An 18,226-nucleotide genomic window follows, 5' to 3' on the forward strand; every position below is an offset into this window, starting at 1 on the left:
GACGACGGGCTGGTCTGTGGTCTCAGACACGGATCCCCCTGGGGATGGTCAGGCGCTGGACGATGGCGAAGAAGATCTCGAAGACGGCGGCGACGACGAGGCACAGCAGGGTGCCCGCGAGGACCTGGTAGAAGGAGTTCGCCGCGCCGATGCGGGAGATCCCGTTGAGGAGCAGGATGCCGAGGCCGGGCCCCTGGACGACGGCGCCGACCACGGCGATCGAGATGGAGATCAGCGTGGTGACGCGGATGCCGTTGAGGATGACCGGCCACGCCAGCGGGAGCTGGATGGTCAGCAGGCGCCGCACGCGGCCGTAGCCGAGCCCGCGCGCCGACTCGAGGACGGCCCGGTCGACCGTGGTCAGGCCGGCCACGGTGTTCCGCAGCACCGTGTAGAGCGTGTAGATGATCAGCACGATGATCGCCGTGGTGATTCCGAGCCCCGTGATCGGCAGGAAGAGCGCGAACAGGGCGAGCGAGGGGACGGTCAGCAGCGCGGCAGTGAAGACCAGGCCGCCCTCCCGGATGCCGGTCGCGAACCAGTCGAGCGAGAAGCGGCGCGGGTCGGGCTCGCCGGTGGACACCGCCAGGCCCAGCGCGACGCTGATCGCCGATCCGATGCCGACGGCGATGAGCACGACCAGGAAATGCGCCTGGGTCAGGAAGACGATCTGCTGGGAGTTGGTGGCGAGATAGTCCAGAAAGTTCACGACGCTCCTCTCTCGGGAGCAGGGGGGGTGGACAGGGAGGACACGGCGTCGCTGCTCGTGGGGGGTGGTCCGGCGCGGGCGGCGGTGTGCCCGGCGGAGGTGGTGACGCCTGCCCCCAGGGCGCGCGAGAGGTCGGAGGACGCGCGCAGCACCGCGGCGCGGACCTCGTCGAGGACCGGGTCGACGCGGGACTCGGGGCCGCTCACCCCGAGCGCCGCGACCACGGTGCCGCTGCTGTCGCGCACGGGGGCCCCGAGGGAGAGCAGACCGCGGTCGGTCTCGTGGCGCGCGAGCGACCAGCCGCGGCGGCGTTCGTCGGAGACGCGCGCGACCAGCTCGTCGAGGGACCGGGGCGCCGCAGGGCCGGCGGGTCCGAGACCCTCCGGCACGATGATGCGCGCGATCGCCGCGGTGTCGAGGTCGAACAGGAGCGCACGACCGGTGGCGGTGCACGACAACGGCACCGTGCGCCCCACCCACCCCGCCGCGCGCAGCTCGCTGTCCGGCGCGGCCGTGCTGATCGTCATGACGCTGCCGCCGCTGCGGATGCCGACGTCGACCCGCTCGCCGAGCAGCGCGGCCTCGCGGGCGACGGCGGCGTCGGCCTCGTCCCGCAGGCGGCGGTCGACCGCCGTGGCGCCGATCGCGAACAGCCGGGTGCCGATGCGGTAGCGCAGGGAGCCCGGCTCGCGGTCGACGTACCCGGCGTCGGCCAGCAGCTTCAGCAGGCGCGAGACCTGGGACTTGTCACGCCCCAGCTGACGGGCGATCTCGACGACGCCCAGGGCGGACGGGCCGCCCGGTGTGCCCAGGAGGTCGAGGACGTCGAGCGCGCGGTGGACCGGGCCACCGGCCTCGTCGCGCGGACGGCGGCCGCGGGGCGCCGGGGCGGCGGCGGACGGCTCGGTGGCCGCGATCGCGGCCGCCGGGGTGCGCTGGGGCGGTGCGTCCGAGCCTCCGGTGCGTGCACGAGGACTCACGGACCGCCCTCCCCTCCGCGCCTCTGCCGACCCCGGGGCGGCCTGCCGGAGCGGGGCGTCTGGGGCAACGGCCGTTGTCCCTGCGACAACGGCTGCGGGGACAGTAGGCGGCGGAGCGGGGCGTTGTCACCCCGTTGGTCCGACATTCGAGGGACGTTTACCCGGACCACCGGCCGCACTCGGTAGTAGGCCGTGCCCGCTCAGGACGTCCACAACCGAATTCGAGCAGCTCCAGGTCATGGCAGTGACGCGCACCACGTCCGAAGGCGCGTGACATTCACGGTGGGTGACGTGACGGCCGTATTAGGATCGTGATGTGGACATCAGGGCCACGTCGCCCGTTCGGGCCAACCGGCGCGGGCGTCCGGCGGGCTCAGGAGGGTGCCGCCGGGTTCCTCGGCCCGAGCGCGGCGCGTGACGGCTCGCCGACGCCCCACAGGGCCAGCAGCCGGGTCTCGACGCGGTCGAGCTCGCCGGAGACCGCGAGGTGCGCGCTGCGCCGCCGGCTCGAGGGCATCTGCTCGGCCGCGCGCACCGCGGACTCCATGTCGGCGAGGCGCTGCTCGGCGTCGTCGACGAACGACTTGATCTCGGTCGCCCGCGCCTCCTGGCCGCTGCCGTAGCGGGTGCGCAGGTCGTTCGCCGAGGTCGTGAGGTTGTGGATGCGGGCGTAGAGGGCGGCCCCGCGCCCGGTGAAGTCGGCGAGCTCGTCGGGCGCGACGCCGAGCTGGCGTGCCCGGTGGGAGTCCCAGCGGTCCCGCGCCACGCCGACCGCCTGGTAGACGATCGGGGCGACGACGGGCACGACGATCCGGGCGATCCCGATGTAGCGCTTGATCTTCGCGCCGGTCAGCGGGTCCGCGGCCGTGCCCTCGAGGTCGGTGCTCTCGTCCTTCGCGGCCTTCTCCTCGGCCTTGCGGCGCTTCTTCGCGGCCTTGAGGCCCTTCTTGTCCCCGAGGATCGAGGCCTCCTGGGTCTCGGCGAGCAGGCGCTCCGCACGGGCGGCCCGTCCGCGCTCCTTCTGGGCGGCGACGGCGAGGTCGGCGGCCTTCGGGCTCACGACGAACACGTCGTCGGCCACCTCGAGCTCGTCCGCGGCCGTCGCGGTCCGCCCGCGCCGCAGCAGTCCCATGGACCCTCCCGATCCTCGTGCCCGCGTCGCGCGCGGGGCGAACGCCCGCACCCTAGTGGCGGGCGCCGCCGTGTGTCGGGCCGCGGACCGGTCCGGCGCGTCGGTGCGCTGGGCCTCCGCCGCCCCGTCGGCCGCCGAGTGCCCTCCTCGCCCGGGCGCCACACCCCGCCCGACGGTGATCACGGAGGGGGGCGGGGTGGACGTCCTCGATCGGGCGTGTCGGGGTGGCGTGGGAAGCTCGGACCATGAGCACGACGACCGAGCGCGAGGCCGACGACGGGTGCGTCCCCGCCTCGTCCGCCGTGCCGCGCCCGGTCCTGCTCGACGCCGCGGCCACCACGCGGTGCCGGCGCCGGGTCCACCTCGAGCACGTCCCGCCCGAGGACCTCCCGCCGGGCAGCGTGCCGACCGACGAGGACGCCGACCCCGGAGTCGCGATGCGCCGCGCCGACGCCGCGGCCCACCGGGCGACGCTCGCCGCGCGGTGGGCCGAGCTCCTCGGGTCGCGCTGGGTGTCGGTGCCGCCGACGTCCGGCTCGCGGGCGCGGGCGGCCGCGACGCGCGAGGTGCTCGCGGATCCGGACCTGCGGGCCGACCTCGTCGGTGCGGCCGAGCTGCCCGCGGCCGAGGGCCGTCGCGGCGGCGCGGAGGCGCTCGTCCGGGCCGGGCCCGGCGACCCGGCGTCGGGGTGGTGGCCCCTCATCGTGGTGCGCCACCGCGTCACCGATCCCGGCGAGGGCGCGCTGACCTCCCCGCTCGCGCAGCCCCACCCCGCGGCGGCGCGGCCCGACGAGTCGCGCCGGGTCCGCACCGTCACGCGCGACGTCCTGCGGCTGGCCCACCTGCACCGCATGCTGCGCGCTGCCGGGCTGGCGCCCCCGGAGCGCCCGGGCGAGCCGGTGTGGGGCGGGGTGGTCGGCCTCGACGCCGACGTCGTGGTGTGGATCGACCTGGCCGCCTCCGGGGGGTCGGGCGGGCGCAGCGCCCTCGAGACCTACGACCGCCGCCATGCCGACCGCCTCGCCGTCGCGGAGGCGGCCCGGCGCCGGGCGCCGGCGCTCGCGGAGCCGTCCCGGATCACCGAGTGCCGCCGGTGCCCGTGGTGGCCGACGTGCGAGGCCGCCCTGCGCGGCACCGACGACGTCAGCCTCGTCGTCCGGGGTGATGCGGCGCTGCAGCTGCGGGGCCGCGGCATCACGACGGTGCGCGAGCTCGCGGCGCTCGACCCGGCGGTCGGGCTGCCCGGGCCCCCCGCCGACGACCCCGAGGCCGCGGACGCGTCGGCCGCTCCCGAGGGCCCGGACCTGGTCGAGGCGGTGGCGCTGGCTCGGGCCTGGCGCGGTGACGTGCCGCTGGTCCGCCGGGTCGCACGTCCCACGGTGGCGCGGGGCGACGTCGAGCTGGACGTCGACATGGAGAGCCTCGGCGAGGACGGCGCCTACCTGTGGGGCGTCCTGCTCACCGGGGCCGACATCGGCCTCGAGCACGGCTACCGCGCCTTCGCGACGTGGGACCCGCTGCCCACCCGCGACGAGGGCCGCTCGTTCGGCGAGTTCTGGACGTGGCTCTCCGACGTCCGCGCCCGGTGCGCCGAGCGCGGGCTCGTGCTGCGCGCCTACTGCTACAACGAGCAGGCCGAGAACCGCTGGTTGCGCGCCTCCGCCGAGCGGTTCGCGGGGATGCCGGGCGTGCCGCCGGCGGCGGAGGTGGAGGAGTTCATCGCCTCCGACGTCTGGATCGACCTCTTCCCCGTGGTCAGCGAGGCGTTCCTCTGCCCGCACGGCAAGGGCCTCAAGCGGGTCGCGCCGTCGGCGGGCTTCGCCTGGCACGACCCCGAGGCGGGCGGCGAGAACTCCATGCGCTGGTACCGCGACGCGGTCGGGCTCGACGGCGGCGAGGCGGACCCGGCGCAGCGCGAGCGGCTGCTCGTCTACAACGCCGACGACGTGCGGGCCACGTGGACGCTGCGCACCTGGCTGACGTCGGACCGCGTCCTCGAGGTGCCGCACCTCGCGGACCTCACGGCCTGACCGGCGGCGGTGGCTACCGGGGCTGCATGCGCAGGCCGCCGTCGAAGCGGATGACCTCGCCGTTGAGGTAGTCGTGCTCGATGATCTGGGCGACGAGCTGCGCGTACTCGTCCGGGCGCCCGAGACGCTTGGGGAACGGGATGCCCTCGGCCAGCTGCTCGCGGAAGGACTCCTCGACCCCGGCGAGCATCGGGGTGTCGATGATGCCCGGGGCGATGGTCATGACGCGGATGCCGTACTGGGCGAGGTCGCGCGCGGCGGGCACCGTCATCCCGACGACGCCGCCCTTCGAGGCCGAGTAGGCGATCTGGCCGATCTGGCCCTCGAAGGCCGCGACCGAGGCGGTGTTCACCACGACGCCGCGCGCGCCGTCGGCGAGCGGCTCGGTCGCCGCGACGGCCTCGGACGCGAGCCGCATGACGTTGAAGGTGCCGATGAGGTTGACCCCGATGACCTGGTTGAACACGCCGAGGTCGTGGGGGCCCTTCTTCGACAGGACCCGGCCGGCGGTGCCGATGCCCGCGCAGTTGACCACCACGCGCAGGGGCAGACCGGTCGACGTCGCGGCCTCGACGGCCGCGGCGACCTGGTCGCCGTCGGTGACGTCGGCGCCGACGTACTCGACGTTCTTGAGCTCCTCGGCACCGTCGACGGCCTTCGGGAGGTCGATGGCGATCACCCGGGCGCCGTCGTCGGCGAGCCGGCGGACGGTGGCGCCGCCGAGGCCGGAGGCCCCGCCGGTGACGATCGCGGCGACGTCGGTGGTGTCCATGTCTCTGAGAGGCTCCTCTGCGGCACGGGGATGGGAGAGCCTCGCGGAGGCTAACGCCGACCTCGTGGCGTCTGCCGTCAGCCCTGACCGTTTGTGCTCAGGGCCACCGGGCGGGCCCTCACCGTCGTGTGATGCCCAGCTGGAGGTCGTCCAGGTACTGCGAGGCGAAGCCGGCCTCGGAGTAGGCGAGGTAGAAGTCCCACATGCGCACGAAGGTCTCGTCGAACCCGAGGGCGCGGACCTCGGCCTCGTGGGAGAGGAAGGTGTCCCGCCACCGCCGCAGGGTCTCGGCGTAGTCGAGGCCGATCGAGCGGCGGTCGACGACCTCGAGGGTCGTGTGGCGCGCGAGCGTCTGGTCGATCGCCTCGAGGCTCGGGATGAGACCCCCCGGGAAGATGTACTTGTGGATCCAGGTGTACGACGACTTCGTCGCCTGGAGCCGATGGTGCGGCATCGTGATCGACTGCAGCCCGAACCGTCCCCCCGGGGCCAGCAGGCGGTCGACGGTGCGGAAGTACTCGGGCCAGAAGCGCTCGCCGACCGCCTCGATCATCTCGATGCTGATCACGGCGTCGTACTCGCCGGCCGCCTCGCGGTAGTCCCGCACGTCGATCGTGATCCGGTCCGAGACGCCGGCGCGCTCGGCGCGGGCCCGGGCCAGCTCGGCCTGCTCCACCGAGAGGGTCAGCGTCGTGACGCGGGCCCCGCGGCGCGCGGCGCGGATGGCCGCCTCGCCCCAGCCCGTGCCGATCTCGAGGACGTGCTGGCCGGAGCGCACGCCGGCGAGGTCGAGGATGCCGTCGATCTTCCGGTGCTGGGCGTCCACCAGCGGCTCGCCCGGCCGGGCCGGGTCGAACCAGGCCGCGGAGTACATCATCGACTCGTCGAGGAAGAGGCCGAACAGGTCGTTCGACAGGTCGTAGTGGCGGTGCACGTTCTCCTGCGACGCCGCGGTGTCGGCGGCCACCTCCTCGCGGGGCTGGCCGCGGTCGTAGAGGCGGCGCAGGTTGCGCAGCGGGCGCGGGACGAGCACCTCGACGTGGTCGGTGAGGGTCCGCAGGACGCCCACGAGGTCGTCGGAGTCCCAGTCGCCGACCATCCAGCCCTCGCCGAAGCCGATCAGGCCGTGGCGTCCCAGCCGGGTGAAGAAGGCGTCGGGCCGGATGAGGCGCAGCTCCGGGCCCGCGGGGTCGCCGTCGACCGTCCCGTCGGGCCACACCAGGTGCAGCGGGAGGCGCCGGACCGCGGCGCGGACCAGGCCGCGGGCCACCGTCATCCGCAGGCGGTTCTCCCCGGGGTCCTGCAGGCCCGGCCAGACGCCCTCCGCCGGGCGCGGCACGGCCCGGCGGGTCGCCGCGGAGGCGGAGGTGGTGCGGGAGCTCGGTGCCACGGGTGTCGTCCTCTCGTCCGCGGCCGTACGTCTCGACCGCTCGGGCGTCCTGCTCGATCGGTCGCGCACGACCATCGCCGCCACCTTCGTGATCGGACGCCCGGGTGTTCACCGGATTTCACGGAGATCAGCGGACGGCACTCGGTGGGCGGTCGACGGCGATGATCACTCACCGAGCGTCTCCGTGCGTTACCGTGCGAATTCTGCCCAGGTCGGACGGGATCCGTCCGGTGTCGGCGAGGGCCGCGGAGGAAGGTGTCATGGGCGTCCCCGAGCAGCTGCGCCGGCTCGACGAGGACCTGGCCACCGGGCGTGTCGACGCCGAGTCCTACCGCCGGCGCCGCGACGAGATCCTCGCCACGCGCCTGCCGCCGCCCCCGCCGCCGCCCCGGGACGACCTCGACGACAGCGAGCTCGACGCCGCCGAGCGCGAGCTGGGTTTCGACAGCGGGTTCGGGACCGGCTTCGGGACGGGGTCCGACGGTCCGTCCGGCCTCGCGCCGTCGACGGGCCGCGCGTCGCCGTCCGTGCCCCGGGACCCGGGCCACCCCCGCCCGCCCGCCGGTCCGGTCCCGCCGGGCGCCGGCCCCCCGCCCGGAGGCGCGCGACCGCCGGGACCTCCGCGCGGTGCACCGGCCGGCCCGCACGCCGCGCCGGGCCCACCGCGCCGGCCGGGATCGCCGGGCGGCCCGCCGGCGGCTCCGTCCCGACCGGGGGCGCCGCCGCCTCCTGGTCCGCCCGGTCCTCCGCGGGGTGGTGCCGCCGCGCGGTCCGGAACACCCCGTGCGCCGGAGCCGGGGCCCGTCATCGGCGGTACCGGCCCGGTCGACACCAGCGTGCTGCGTGCCCCTGACCGGCGGTCCGGGGGCGGCTCCGCCGGCCGAGCGCCCGGCCGGGATGTCGGGGAGGCGACCGATCCGGGGGAGCGCCCGGACCGGCCCGCGCCCCCGGTCGACGACCCCACGTCCGCGGCCGCGGGCGCGTCGGCCGGGAGCCCGTCCACGTCGCGGGGAGCGAAGCCGCACGAGCAGCGGGGTGGTCTCCCGACTCGCGACCCCGCCGGTGACGACCCGGGCCCGGCGACCTCGGACGCCGTCGACGGGCCGACCTCGGTGGACGATGCGGCGGGCGAGGAGTCCGACGCCGCGGCCGGCACGCCGTCCTCGGGAGCCGGTGACCGCCCGCCGCCCGCGACGGCGGACGACGCCGCGGCCGGGCGCCCACCCGAGGCGCCGGGCGCAGGCGGCGCCCCCCACGACCCGCCCGCGCCGGGGAGCGCGGCCCGGACCGGCGCCTCCGGGTCGGGCGAGGTCGCGGCCGGCGATCTCGGCATCGCCGCGAGCCTGGCCGGGACCGCGAGCCCGGTCGGCGCCGACGCCGCGAGCGCCGGCGGGGGAGCGTCCGGCGCGGATGAGATCGCCGGGACGACGTCCGCGGCACCCGCGAGCCCCGCGACGGACGCCGCCACCCGCGACACCGCCACCGGCACCGCGGACCGCGACTCCGACTCCGACTCCGGCGCCACCTTCGGCACCGGCACGGCGCCGGCGACACCTCCCGCGGCGCGTCCCGACCCCACGGACGACGAGCCCGAGGACGACCCCGAGGACGAGCCCGAGGACGAGCCCGAGGCCGCGTCCGACCTCGCGCCCGGCGACGATCCCGGGACGGTGCAGCCCCGCGGCATCCCGGTGCCGGCGCCGGTGGCCGACGCGCCGCCGCTGCCCGGGTCCGGCGCCGCGGCGCCCGCCCTGCGCCCGCCGCCACCGCCGGCCGAGGACGAGGCCGTGCAGACCGACGAGCGGCCGCTGCCCGCCGACCCCTTCCCGCCGCCGTTCCGCTGGTCGGCGGCGGACGCCGGCGGCGAGGGCGCGCCGTCGCCGGACACGACGCAGGTGGTCCGGGACGCGGCCGGTCCGGCCGCCGACCGGACGCAGGTCGTGCCCGGTGGCACGGCGGGCGGTGAGGAGACCCAGGTCGTGCCGCGGCGCGCGGTACCGGCCCGCGGAGCGTGGTCACCGGGTCCGGCGCGCCCGCCCGTGCCACCGCCCCCGGAGCGCACCCAGTTCGTGCCCGGGTCGGTGCCGGCCCGCGCCGCCGGGGGCGGGGTGGCCCGGCCGGAGGAGACCGCGCCGCCCTGGGTGCACGCCGCCGCCGCACGGTCCGAGGGCCTGCAGGGCCGGGAGCTCTTCGCGCGCGGACCCGGGCCGCGGGCCGGCGCGATCCTCGGCACGGCCGCGGTCCTGCTGCTGGTGGCGATCGTGCTTGTCGCCTCGATCGCCCTCGCCTGACCGGCCCTCGCGGGGCGCTCACTAGGCTCGACCCCGTGGCGACGATGGTCACCTTCCAGGCCCACCCCGACGATGAGTGCATCACCTGCGGCGGCGTCATGCGCTCCGCGGCAGACGCCGGGCACCGCGTGGTGCTCGTGGTCGCCACCCGCGGCGAGCACGGCGAGATCGTCCCCGGCGTCCTCGACGAGGGCGAGACGCTCGCCGAGCGCCGCGTCCGCGAGACCCACGCGGCCGCCGAGGTGCTCGGCGCGGCACGGGTCGAGTTCCTCGGCTACGTCGACTCCGGCATGGTCGACACCGACACCAACGGTGCGCCCGGGTCGTTCTGGTCCGCCGACGTCGAGGAGGCCGCCGAGCGCCTCGCGGACATCCTGCGCGAGGAGGACGCCGAGGTCCTCACGGTCTACGACCGCATCGGCGGGTACGGCCACCCCGACCACATCCAGGTCCACCGGGTCGGGCGGCGGGCCGGGGAGATCGCGGGCACCCCGCGCGTCTACGAGGCCACGTCCAACCGGGACGACTTCCGGCGGATGGTGGAGATGGCGCGCACCGCGGGCGAGGAGGTGCCCGACCTGGACAGCGAGGCGTTCGGCTCGCCCGAGGCGGTGCTCACGACGCGCGTCGACGTCACGCCGTGGCTCGCGGCGAAGCGGGCGGCCATGCGCGCGCACCGCAGCCAGATCGCCGACGACTCGTTCTTCCTCGCGCTGCCCGACGACCGGTTCGCGCTCGCGTTCGGCACCGAGTGGTTCATCCGCGTCGACGGCGATCCCGCGCACCGCGAGGACACGCTCTTCCCCGCGGAGACCTGACGGCCGGACGTCTCGCCCGGCGTGGTGGTATGGGCCCGACATCCGCTGACGGACGGAGCCCGCGCGATGCCCAGCGAGATCGTCGTCGACCAGCGCGGCGTCCGGCTCGCCGCCTGGCACGTCCCGGCGACGACCGAAGACCTGCGCGGCCCCGGCGGGCGTCCGTGCGTGGTGATGGCCCACGGGTTCGGCGCCACCCGTGACAGCGGCCTGCTTCCGTTCGCCGAGCGTTTCGCGGCCGCGGGCGCGGAGGTCGTAGTGTTCGACTACCGGGGCTTCGGCGCCTCGGAGGGCGAGCCGCGCCAGCTCGTCGACCACCGCCGCCACCGCGAGGACTACCACGCCGCGATCGCCCGGGCCCGCGCGATCGAGGGCGTCGACCCGGACCGGATCGTGCTCTGGGGCAGCTCCTACTCGGGCGGCCACGTCGTCGCCGTGGCAGCCCGCGACACCCGGATCGCCGGCGTGATCTCGCAGGGCGCGGCGATGGACGGTCTCGCGGCGGTCGCCGAGATCCTGCGCTACGCGGGGCCGCGCCAGCTGCTCAAGGTGTCGGCGCACGCCGTGCGCGACGCCGTCGGGTCGCTGGTCGGCGCCCCGCCGCACCTCGTGGGCGTCGTCGGTCCGCCCGGCGCCACGGCGGCGATCACCGCGGCCGACGCCGAGCCCGGTTACGGCGCCATCACCGGCCCGACGTTCCGCAACGAGATGCCGGCACGCGGGATCCTCGCCATCCCGTTCAACCGCCCGGTCGCCGACGCGTCCCGGCTGCGCTGCCCGATGCTGGTCGTCGTTGCGGCGGCCGACTCGATCGCCCCGCCGGCCGCCGTGCGTGCCGCGGCACGCCGGGCGGGCGGCCCGGTCGAGGTGCTCGAGCTCGACTGCGGGCACTTCGACATCTACGTCGGCGAGGCGTTCGCGACGTCCGTCGCGGCGCAGGTCGCGTTCCTGGAGACGATCTGACATGGCGACCGGCGTCGACGACACCGACACCCGGCCCGTGCGCGACCTGCCCACGCTCGTGGGCGAGCCCGAGACGACGGACCGCACCAGCCGGCGGTCATGGCCAGGCGCCGTGCTCATCGCCGCGGGCGGCGGGCTCCTCGGCGCCGTCCTCTTCCTCGTGGCCTACCGCGGGATGCCGGACGACTCGTACATCACGCTGGACTACGCGCGGAACGTGGTCGAGCACTGGCACTGGGGCCTGACACCCTTCCGTGACGCCAACTCGGCGACGTCGCCGCTCAACGTGTGGCTGCTCGCGGGTGGCATCGTCGTGACCGGGCGGCCGGTCGTCGCCGCCGGCCTGGTCCTCGTCCTCACCACGGCGTTGACGGCGTGGTGGGCCGCCGGACTCGGCCGTGTGGTCGGTGTGCGGTCGGCCGTGCTCGCGACCGTGCTCGTCGGACTGCTGGTCACGTCGCCGATCTTCGCGTCGGTCGTGGGGATGGAGTCGTTCCTCGTCGCCGCGACGCTGGTGGGTGTCACGCGCTTTGCCGCCGAGCGGCGTGCGGTGGGGACAGGGATCCTCACCGGCCTCGCGGTGCTCACACGACCCGAGCTGGTGCTGCCCGCCGTCGTGATCGTCGTGGTGCTCTTCCTCGCTCGCGCGCCGCGCGAGTGGCGCCGCGCCCTGCTCGCCCTCGCCATCGGTGCCGTCGTGGCCCTGCCCTGGCACGTCTGGTCGTGGTTCGTGCTCGGCAGCTTCGTGCCGGACAGCTTCATCATCAAGACGAGCGGGTCGTTCCCCGGCGGCGAGGTGTTCGGCAACGGACCGTTGTTCATGGCGCAACGCTGGCCGATCCCGATGGCGGTCGTCGGCGGCGTCGCCGTCGTGGCGCTGCTCGCGGCCGTCGTCTCGGCGGTCCGGTGGGTCGGGGGCCGTGACCGTCTGGTCGACCGCGTGATCGTGGCGGCCGTGCTGGGCGCCGCCGTGCACTACGGGGCCTACGCGGCGATGGGGGTCTCCTCGTACATCTGGTACTACTGCCCCTCGCTGTCGCTGGTCAGCCTCGCCGCCGCGCTCGGCGCGGCCGATCTCAGCCTCCGTCGGACCGGGGCCGCCGTCGCCGCCCTCGCCGTGGTGGCCGGCCTCAGCGCCGGTCACCAGGTCGGACTCGGGATCCCGTGGCCGAGTCCGTCCTTGTTCGGGAACTGGGCGACGGCCTCGGACTACCTCGAGGCCGGGACACAGCTCGGCCGGGTCCTGCCGCCCGGGCAGAGCGTCCTCGCACCGGGTGAGATCGGGACCCTCGCCTTCGCCTGCGGGTGCGACATCGTCGACCAGTTCAGCGACCGGGCGCGGCTCATGTCCGTTCTGGACTCGCGGCTGCAGGGCGCCGGACCCGTCGAGCGCGCGCTGCTGGAGCTGAACTTCCTGCACGCCGACCGCCGACCGGTGGAGCCCGCCGATCGGGTCATGACCTACACGCCCGGGCCGGGGCCCGGGTGGCCCACGTACGTCCTGGGTCGTGGGCCGGGCCACCTCACCCTGACGCCCTGAGCCCGAGGTCTGGGCGATCAGCCCTCGAGGATGTAGCCGCGACCGCGGACGGTGCGGATGCGCTCCGCGCCGAGCTTGCGGCGCAGGTAGCCGATGTAGACCTCGACGATGTTCGAGGTCGGCGGGCCGCCCCAGACGCGGGTGACGAGCTGCTCCTGGGACATCGCCTGGCCGCGCGGGTGGCGGATGAGGGCGTCGACCACTGCGTACTCCGTGCGCGAGAGGCTGACGGGCTTGTTCTCGACGAACACCTGCTCGAGGGCCGTGTCGACGGCCACGTCGCCGCGGCGCAGGAAGAGCTGGGCGGTGGGACGGTCGTCGCCGAGGCGCAGCCGCAGGCGGGCGAGCAGCTCCTCCATGGGGAACGGCGTCACCAGGTAGTCGTCCTGGGTGGCGCGCAGCGTCTGCACCGTGCGGTCGCGGGCCTCCGGGCTGGTCAGCGCGATGACCGGCGTGCGGGGGCTGTCGCGGTGCAGGTCGGCGAGCACCTCGACGGGGCGCAGCCCCGGCATCTCGACGTCGAGCACCACCGCCCGGGCCCCGCTGGCCCGTGCGGTCGCCCCGACGCTCCAGCTCTCACGGAGCAGCTGGGGTTCGAAGCCGTGGGACCGCAACGTCCCCACCAGGACGCTCGTTGTGCGATGGGAGGGGGCCACGCACAGCACGCGGCCCCGCTCCGCGCCCGCATAACGATCAGGTCTCATCGCGGCCAGCTTGACTCCCCGCGCGTCCGAGTTCAATCGGTGAGCGGCGAGCGGAGACGTGATGCTCGTCGGCGGTCACCCACCTGAGGACCACTGCGCCCAACAGCCGCTTGTTTGGTCCGTTCAGCCTAGTAATCCTGCTGTTCGTCGCGCGAGATCCTCCTGCGAGCGGTCCTCCGGACGCCTCTTCTCAGATCGTCCGTCGACCAACGGTCGCGTTCCTACCGTCGGGTCCACGTCGGCTGCGGGCGGAGCCGCTTCCCCTCGAACACCTCCGTCCGGCTCCGGCGGGACCAGCACGACAACCGCGATCTCGGTGCCGGGACGGGCTCGAGCCGCACGGACGGCCCTCCCGCATCGGGTGGACCAGGAGGTTCTCCGTGCCCCGACGCGGACGACATCGCATGACCGGACCCGTCCGACTCCTCGCCGCCGCCGCGGCCCTGCTCGTCACGGGCGGGATCGTGGTCGCGGCCGGATCCGCCGCCGCCCACGAGGACTCGGGCTCCGACTCGGGCTCCGACTCCGGAGCGGCCAGCTCGCAGTCCGACTCCGGCGACTCCGGCGACTCCGGCGACTCGGGTGACGACGACTCGGGTGACGACGAGCAGTTCGCGGGCCGCGACCAGGCGTCCCCGCCCGACGACGACGACTACGTCGACATCACGCAGGTCTCGCCGGGCGCCGACGGCAAGGGCGGACAGTTCTCCCCGGCCGGCACGTTCCGGACCGACTGCGGCCGGAACGCCGACGGGGCGCACCGCAACAGCGACAACTTCGTCCTGGCCCCCGGCAAGCGCAACGGCGCCCAGCACGTCCACGACTACGTCGGCACGACCGCCACGTTCGACTCCTCCGACGACCAGCTGCAGTCCGCCGACACCACGTGCGGCAACGGCGACCGGTCGACCTACTACTGGCCGGTGATCCGCGACCTGAACGGGACCGGGGACGACGAGGACGATGACGGCGGCGGCAAGGACGGCAACGAGGGCTCGATCACGGCGCCCTCCTCGGTCGACCTGACGTTCCACGGCAACCCGAAGGAGGACGTCGTGGCGGCGCCCCAGGCGCTGCGCCTGGCCACCGGTGACGCGAAGGCGGGCACCGAGGGCGACCAGAACGCGAACGCCAAGTGGACCTGCACCGGGTTCGAGGACCGGACGACGACCAAGTACCCGGAGTGCCCCCAGGGCAGCAGGCTCGTGCGCATCCTCGACTTCCCGAGCTGCTGGGACGGCGAGAACACCGACTCCGACGACCACCGCTCGCACGTCGCCTTCCCCGAGGAGGACGGCTCGTGCGGCGAGGGCACGCAGCCGATCCCGGCGCTGCGGATGACCCTGACCTACGACCGGCCCGACGGCACGGACTTCGCGGTCGACTCGTTCCCCGACCAGCAGCACGATCCGAAGACCGACCACGCGAGCAGCATCAACTTCATGCCGAAGTCGCTGATGAAGCGCGCGGTGAGGTGCATCAACGACGGCATCGCCTGCTGAGGCACCGACCCGACCACGGGGCCGCTCACCGACGGAGGTGGGCGGCCCCGCGTCCTTCCCAGGCTCGGCGGGTCTCCCTGAGAGCCCGGTTCAGCGCTCGGAGCAGGTGTTCCCCCGAACGGGGCATCACGGCGGCCGTTCCTCGCGTCGCGCGAGCCTGCGGGCGGCGCTCGGACCTGAGTTCTCTCAGATAGGCCGTCGTCGGACGGCCGTGTCCCTACCGTGACCTTCCGTCGGAGCCGGGCGGCGACGCTCCCCCTCTCGCCTTGCCGCCGTCCCGCGCTCCGCCGTCACTACCCAGACACCCGTGTTCCCGGCACCGACCCCGGACGAGCTCCCCCGTCCCGGCGCCGCGGGCACCGTCAGGAGGTTCCCCGTGCCCCGACGCGGACGACATCGCACAAGCCTGCCGACACGACTCATCGCGATCGTGGCGGCGCTCCTGGTCACCGGCGGGGTCGCCGTGGCCGCCGGCTCCGCCTTCGCGGACTCGGACTCCGGGGACTCCGGAGGCGGCTCCGGGCTCCTGTCGGCCCTGTCGGGCGACGACTCCGGGTCCGACTCCGGAGGGTCGGGCGACAACGGCTCCGAGGGCTCCGGGGACGACGGCTCGGGTGACTCCGGCCAGGGTTCGGACGAGGACTCCTCGGGCGGCTCCGGCAACCGGGACGGCTCCGACCAGGGCGGCCAGGACGAGAACGGTGACGGCCAGGGCGACCAGGGCAACGGCGACGACCAGGCTCAGGGCGACGACCAGGGCGACGGCGGCGACCAGGGTCAGAACGGTGACGACCAGGGCGACCAGGGCGACGACCAGGGCCAGGCCCAGGCCGCGGCCGCCGAGGACCCCTTCCCCGGCCGTGACCAGGCCGCACCGGCCGGCGCCGACCAGTACGTCGACATCAACGACGTCGACAACAACGGCGGCAACATCGGCGACGGCGGCCGCTTCAGTGGTGGCCAGTACACCGTCGACTGCGGCGTGAGCGACCACAACAACTCCGACAACTACATGGCCGCGCCGGGCAAGCGGAACGGTGCCCAGCACGTCCACGACTACGTCGGCAACGACAGCACCAACGCGAACTCCGACGACGACTCGCTCGACGCCGCCGGCACCTCCTGCGGCAACGACGACAAGTCGACGTTCTTCTGGCCGGTCCTGCGCGACCTGAACGGCCAGAGCCCCGACGAGGGCGAGGACGGCGGCAGCCTCGACGGCAACGAGGGCTCCATCCTCAAGCCGCTGGCCGCGCAGCTGACCTTCCACGGCCACGGCGACGAGGCCGTCCAGCCGATGCCGACCCACCTCATGATGATCATGGGGAACGCCAAGCAGGGCCAGCAGAACGGCGACAACGTCAACGCGAAGTACACCTGCACCGGCCACGAGGACCAGGTCACCGACAAGTACCCGATCTGCGGCGCGGGCTCGAACCTCGTCCGCATCCTCGACTACCCGAGCTGCTGGGACGGCCAGAACCTCGAGTCCAAGAACTTCCGGGACCACATGGCCTTCCCGAACGAGGAGGGCAACTGCGAGAACGGGTTCACCCCGATCCCGGCGCTGCGCATCTCGCTGACGTACAACCAGCCCGACGGGCGTGCGTTCGCGATCGACAGCTTCCCGCAGGAGCAGCACAACCCGAAGACCGACCACTCGGACTTCGAGAACCTCGCCTCCGAGACCGGCAACCGCAACGGCGCCGACTGCATCAACAACAACCAGCAGTGCACCAACGTGGCACAGCAGTGACCGGCTGACACCGCACTGACGCACGCACGACCCCGAGGGGCCGTCCACCGTGATCCTCGCGATCACGGCGGGCGGCCCCTCGCGTTCGTGCGCCTCGCGACCTACCGTCGGGGGCAGGCGCCGACCGGCGCTCACGGGAGTCCGGAGCCACCGGGCTGAGAGGGGACCTGGCCGCGCACCACGCCGCGGCAGCGGTCCCGACCGTCGGAACCTGATCCGGATCATGCCGGCGCAGGGAGGCTGCTGATGAGCACGTCCACGCCCACCTCCGCGTCCTCGAACGCCGAGGTGGCGCCCACCCTCGACGGGCCGGTGCCCCGGACCCTCGGCTTCCTCGACCAGGGCGCCTTCTGGGCCAACCTCGGGGTGAGCCTGCTCGGCTTCGCCGGGGTGCTCGCCGTCCTGCAGCCCGCCGGCGCACCGCCGCTGACCGTGACCGCCGCGGTGCTCGCCACCGTCGTCGGCACGGTGATCGGCAGCGCGATGGTGGGCCTGTCCGCCATGCCGGGCGCCGTGACGGGCGCGCCCGCGATGGTGCTGCTGCGGGGTCTCTTCGGCGGGGTCCTGTCCTGGATCCCCTCGGTGCTCAACGTCGTGCAGCTCATCGGCTGGGGCACCTTCGAGCTCGTCGTCATCGCCCAGGCCGGCACCCTCGCGCTCGGCGGCCCGACCTGGGCCTGGGTCCTCGGGGCCGGTGTGGTGACCACGGTGCTGACCCTGCGGCCGCTCGGCATGCTGCGGCTTCTGCGGCGGGTCGTGACGATCCTCGTCGCGATCTCCGTCGCCTACCTCGCCTGGTGGCTCTTCTCGGCGATCGCCGAGCCCGGCTCCGCAGGCTCCGCGGGTGGTCCCCGGCTGGACCTCGGCGCGGGCGGCGGCTCCTGGGTCGGGTTCTGGGCCGGTGCCGACGCCGCGATCGCCGTCGCGGTGTCGTGGATCCCGGTCGCCTCGGACTTCTCCCGCCACTCCCGGCGGGTGTCGACGGCGTTCACCGCCGCGACCGTCGGCTACGGCATCACGCAGATCGTCTGCTTCGTCGTCGGCCTCGCCGCCCTGGCGCTCGTGGGCGGCAACGGTGACGACGTGTTCGCGCCGATGCTCGCCGCGCCGCTGGGGCTCGTGGCGCTCCTCGTGCTCACCGCCCGGGAGACCGACCAGTCGTTCGCCAACGTCTACTCGACGGCGGTGTCGGTGCAGAACCTCGTGCCCCGCGCCGACCGCCGGGTGCTGTGCCTGGTGATCGGCGCCCTCGTCACGGCGCTCGCGCTCGGCGTGACCATCGACGACTACGCCGTCTTCCTCGCCGTGATCGGGTCGGTGTTCGTCCCCCTGCTCGGGGTCGGGGTCGGGGACGCGCTCGTGCGCCGCGGACGCCGTCCGGACCTCTCCCGCTGGGCGCCGTCACGGCCGCTCATGGTGGTGGCCTGGGTGGTCGGGCTCGCCGCGTACCAGCTGGTCAACCCGGGCGGGGCGCCCGGCTGGTCGGACGCCTGGAGCGCGCTGCGGGACGCGATCGGCTTCGCGCCGCCGTCGTGGCTCTCGGCCTCGCTGCTCTCCTTCGTGGTCGCGGGCGCCGTGGCCGCGGGTCTCGCGCTCCTCGAGCGGCGCACGCGGGCGTCCGTCACGGCGGGGTGACGCC

The 18,226-nt window shown here is 74.8% G+C and carries 14 protein-coding genes; 8 read left to right on the top strand and 6 right to left on the bottom strand.

Annotated elements, in window-relative coordinates; genetic code table 11:
• Positions 1-22: 22 nt before the first annotated feature.
• From QSK03_RS13210 to QSK03_RS13220, 3 genes are all read right to left on the bottom strand, one after another.
• The gene (locus QSK03_RS13210) at positions 23-709 is read right to left on the bottom strand and encodes an ABC transporter permease (RefSeq protein ID WP_285652552.1); all 687 of its coding nucleotides are present in this window, start codon (positions 707-709) and stop codon (positions 23-25) included.
• Positions 706-1,689 (bottom strand): IclR family transcriptional regulator, encoded by a 984-nt coding sequence (locus QSK03_RS13215; RefSeq protein ID WP_285652555.1) that lies wholly within the window; start codon positions 1,687-1,689, stop codon positions 706-708. The genes QSK03_RS13210 and QSK03_RS13215 overlap by 4 nt, the downstream gene beginning before the upstream one ends.
• A gap of 373 nt (positions 1,690-2,062) precedes the next feature.
• Entirely contained in the window at positions 2,063-2,821 is a 759-nt protein-coding gene (locus QSK03_RS13220) for a DUF6474 family protein (RefSeq protein ID WP_285652558.1), read from the bottom strand.
• A 245-nt stretch (positions 2,822-3,066) separates the two neighbouring features.
• Between QSK03_RS13220 and QSK03_RS13225 the strand changes: the two genes are divergently transcribed.
• The gene (locus QSK03_RS13225) at positions 3,067-4,851 is read left to right on the top strand and encodes a TM0106 family RecB-like putative nuclease (RefSeq protein WP_285652560.1); all 1,785 of its coding nucleotides are present in this window, start codon (positions 3,067-3,069) and stop codon (positions 4,849-4,851) included.
• Positions 4,852-4,864: 13 nt separating this feature from the next.
• Here QSK03_RS13225 and QSK03_RS13230 read toward each other — a convergent pair whose 3' ends face one another.
• Both QSK03_RS13230 and QSK03_RS13235 read right to left on the bottom strand, forming a co-directional pair.
• Positions 4,865-5,623, bottom strand: coding sequence for an SDR family NAD(P)-dependent oxidoreductase (locus QSK03_RS13230; RefSeq protein ID WP_285652563.1), 759 nt, complete (start codon positions 5,621-5,623; stop codon positions 4,865-4,867).
• A gap of 118 nt (positions 5,624-5,741) precedes the next feature.
• Positions 5,742-7,013 carry an SAM-dependent methyltransferase gene (locus QSK03_RS13235; protein ID WP_285652566.1) on the bottom strand — a complete coding sequence of 424 codons (1,272 nt, stop codon included), beginning with the start codon at positions 7,011-7,013 and terminating at the stop codon, positions 5,742-5,744.
• 260 nt (positions 7,014-7,273) lie between these two features.
• Between QSK03_RS13235 and QSK03_RS13240 the strand changes: the two genes are divergently transcribed.
• The 4 genes from QSK03_RS13240 (at position 7,274) to QSK03_RS13255 (ending at position 12,625) form a co-directional block, all read left to right on the top strand.
• Positions 7,274-9,304, top strand: a complete 2,031-nt coding sequence (locus tag QSK03_RS13240; protein WP_285652571.1) for a hypothetical protein — start codon at positions 7,274-7,276, stop codon at positions 9,302-9,304.
• Positions 9,305-9,339: 35 nt separating this feature from the next.
• On the top strand, positions 9,340-10,122 hold the full coding sequence (locus QSK03_RS13245; protein ID WP_285652573.1) for a PIG-L family deacetylase: 783 nt from the start codon (positions 9,340-9,342) through the stop codon (positions 10,120-10,122).
• Between the two features lie 66 nt (positions 10,123-10,188).
• Positions 10,189-11,085, top strand: a complete 897-nt coding sequence (locus tag QSK03_RS13250; RefSeq protein ID WP_285652577.1) for an alpha/beta hydrolase — start codon at positions 10,189-10,191, stop codon at positions 11,083-11,085.
• A 1-nt stretch (position 11,086) separates the two neighbouring features.
• Entirely contained in the window at positions 11,087-12,625 is a 1,539-nt protein-coding gene (locus tag QSK03_RS13255; protein ID WP_285652580.1) for an ArnT family glycosyltransferase, read from the top strand.
• 17 nt (positions 12,626-12,642) lie between these two features.
• Here QSK03_RS13255 and QSK03_RS13260 read toward each other — a convergent pair whose 3' ends face one another.
• Complete coding sequence (locus QSK03_RS13260; RefSeq protein WP_285652582.1) at positions 12,643-13,248, bottom strand: response regulator transcription factor; 606 nt, start codon at positions 13,246-13,248, stop codon at positions 12,643-12,645.
• Positions 13,249-13,733: 485 nt separating this feature from the next.
• Between QSK03_RS13260 and QSK03_RS13265 the strand changes: the two genes are divergently transcribed.
• The 3 genes from QSK03_RS13265 to QSK03_RS13275 all read left to right on the top strand — a co-directional run bounded on the left by QSK03_RS13265 (position 13,734) and on the right by QSK03_RS13275 (position 18,222).
• Positions 13,734-14,831, top strand: coding sequence for a DUF1996 domain-containing protein (locus QSK03_RS13265; protein WP_285652584.1), 1,098 nt, complete (start codon positions 13,734-13,736; stop codon positions 14,829-14,831).
• Between the two features lie 430 nt (positions 14,832-15,261).
• On the top strand, positions 15,262-16,587 hold the full coding sequence (locus QSK03_RS13270) for a DUF1996 domain-containing protein (RefSeq protein WP_285652587.1): 1,326 nt from the start codon (positions 15,262-15,264) through the stop codon (positions 16,585-16,587).
• 246 nt (positions 16,588-16,833) lie between these two features.
• Positions 16,834-18,222 (top strand): purine-cytosine permease family protein, encoded by a 1,389-nt coding sequence (locus tag QSK03_RS13275; protein WP_285652590.1) that lies wholly within the window; start codon positions 16,834-16,836, stop codon positions 18,220-18,222.
• Positions 18,223-18,226 lie beyond the last annotated feature (4 nt).

Origin of the sequence: Actinomycetospora sp. NBRC 106375 (assembly GCF_030269665.1) — a bacterium.
Lineage (GTDB): Bacteria > Actinomycetota > Actinomycetes > Mycobacteriales > Pseudonocardiaceae > Actinomycetospora.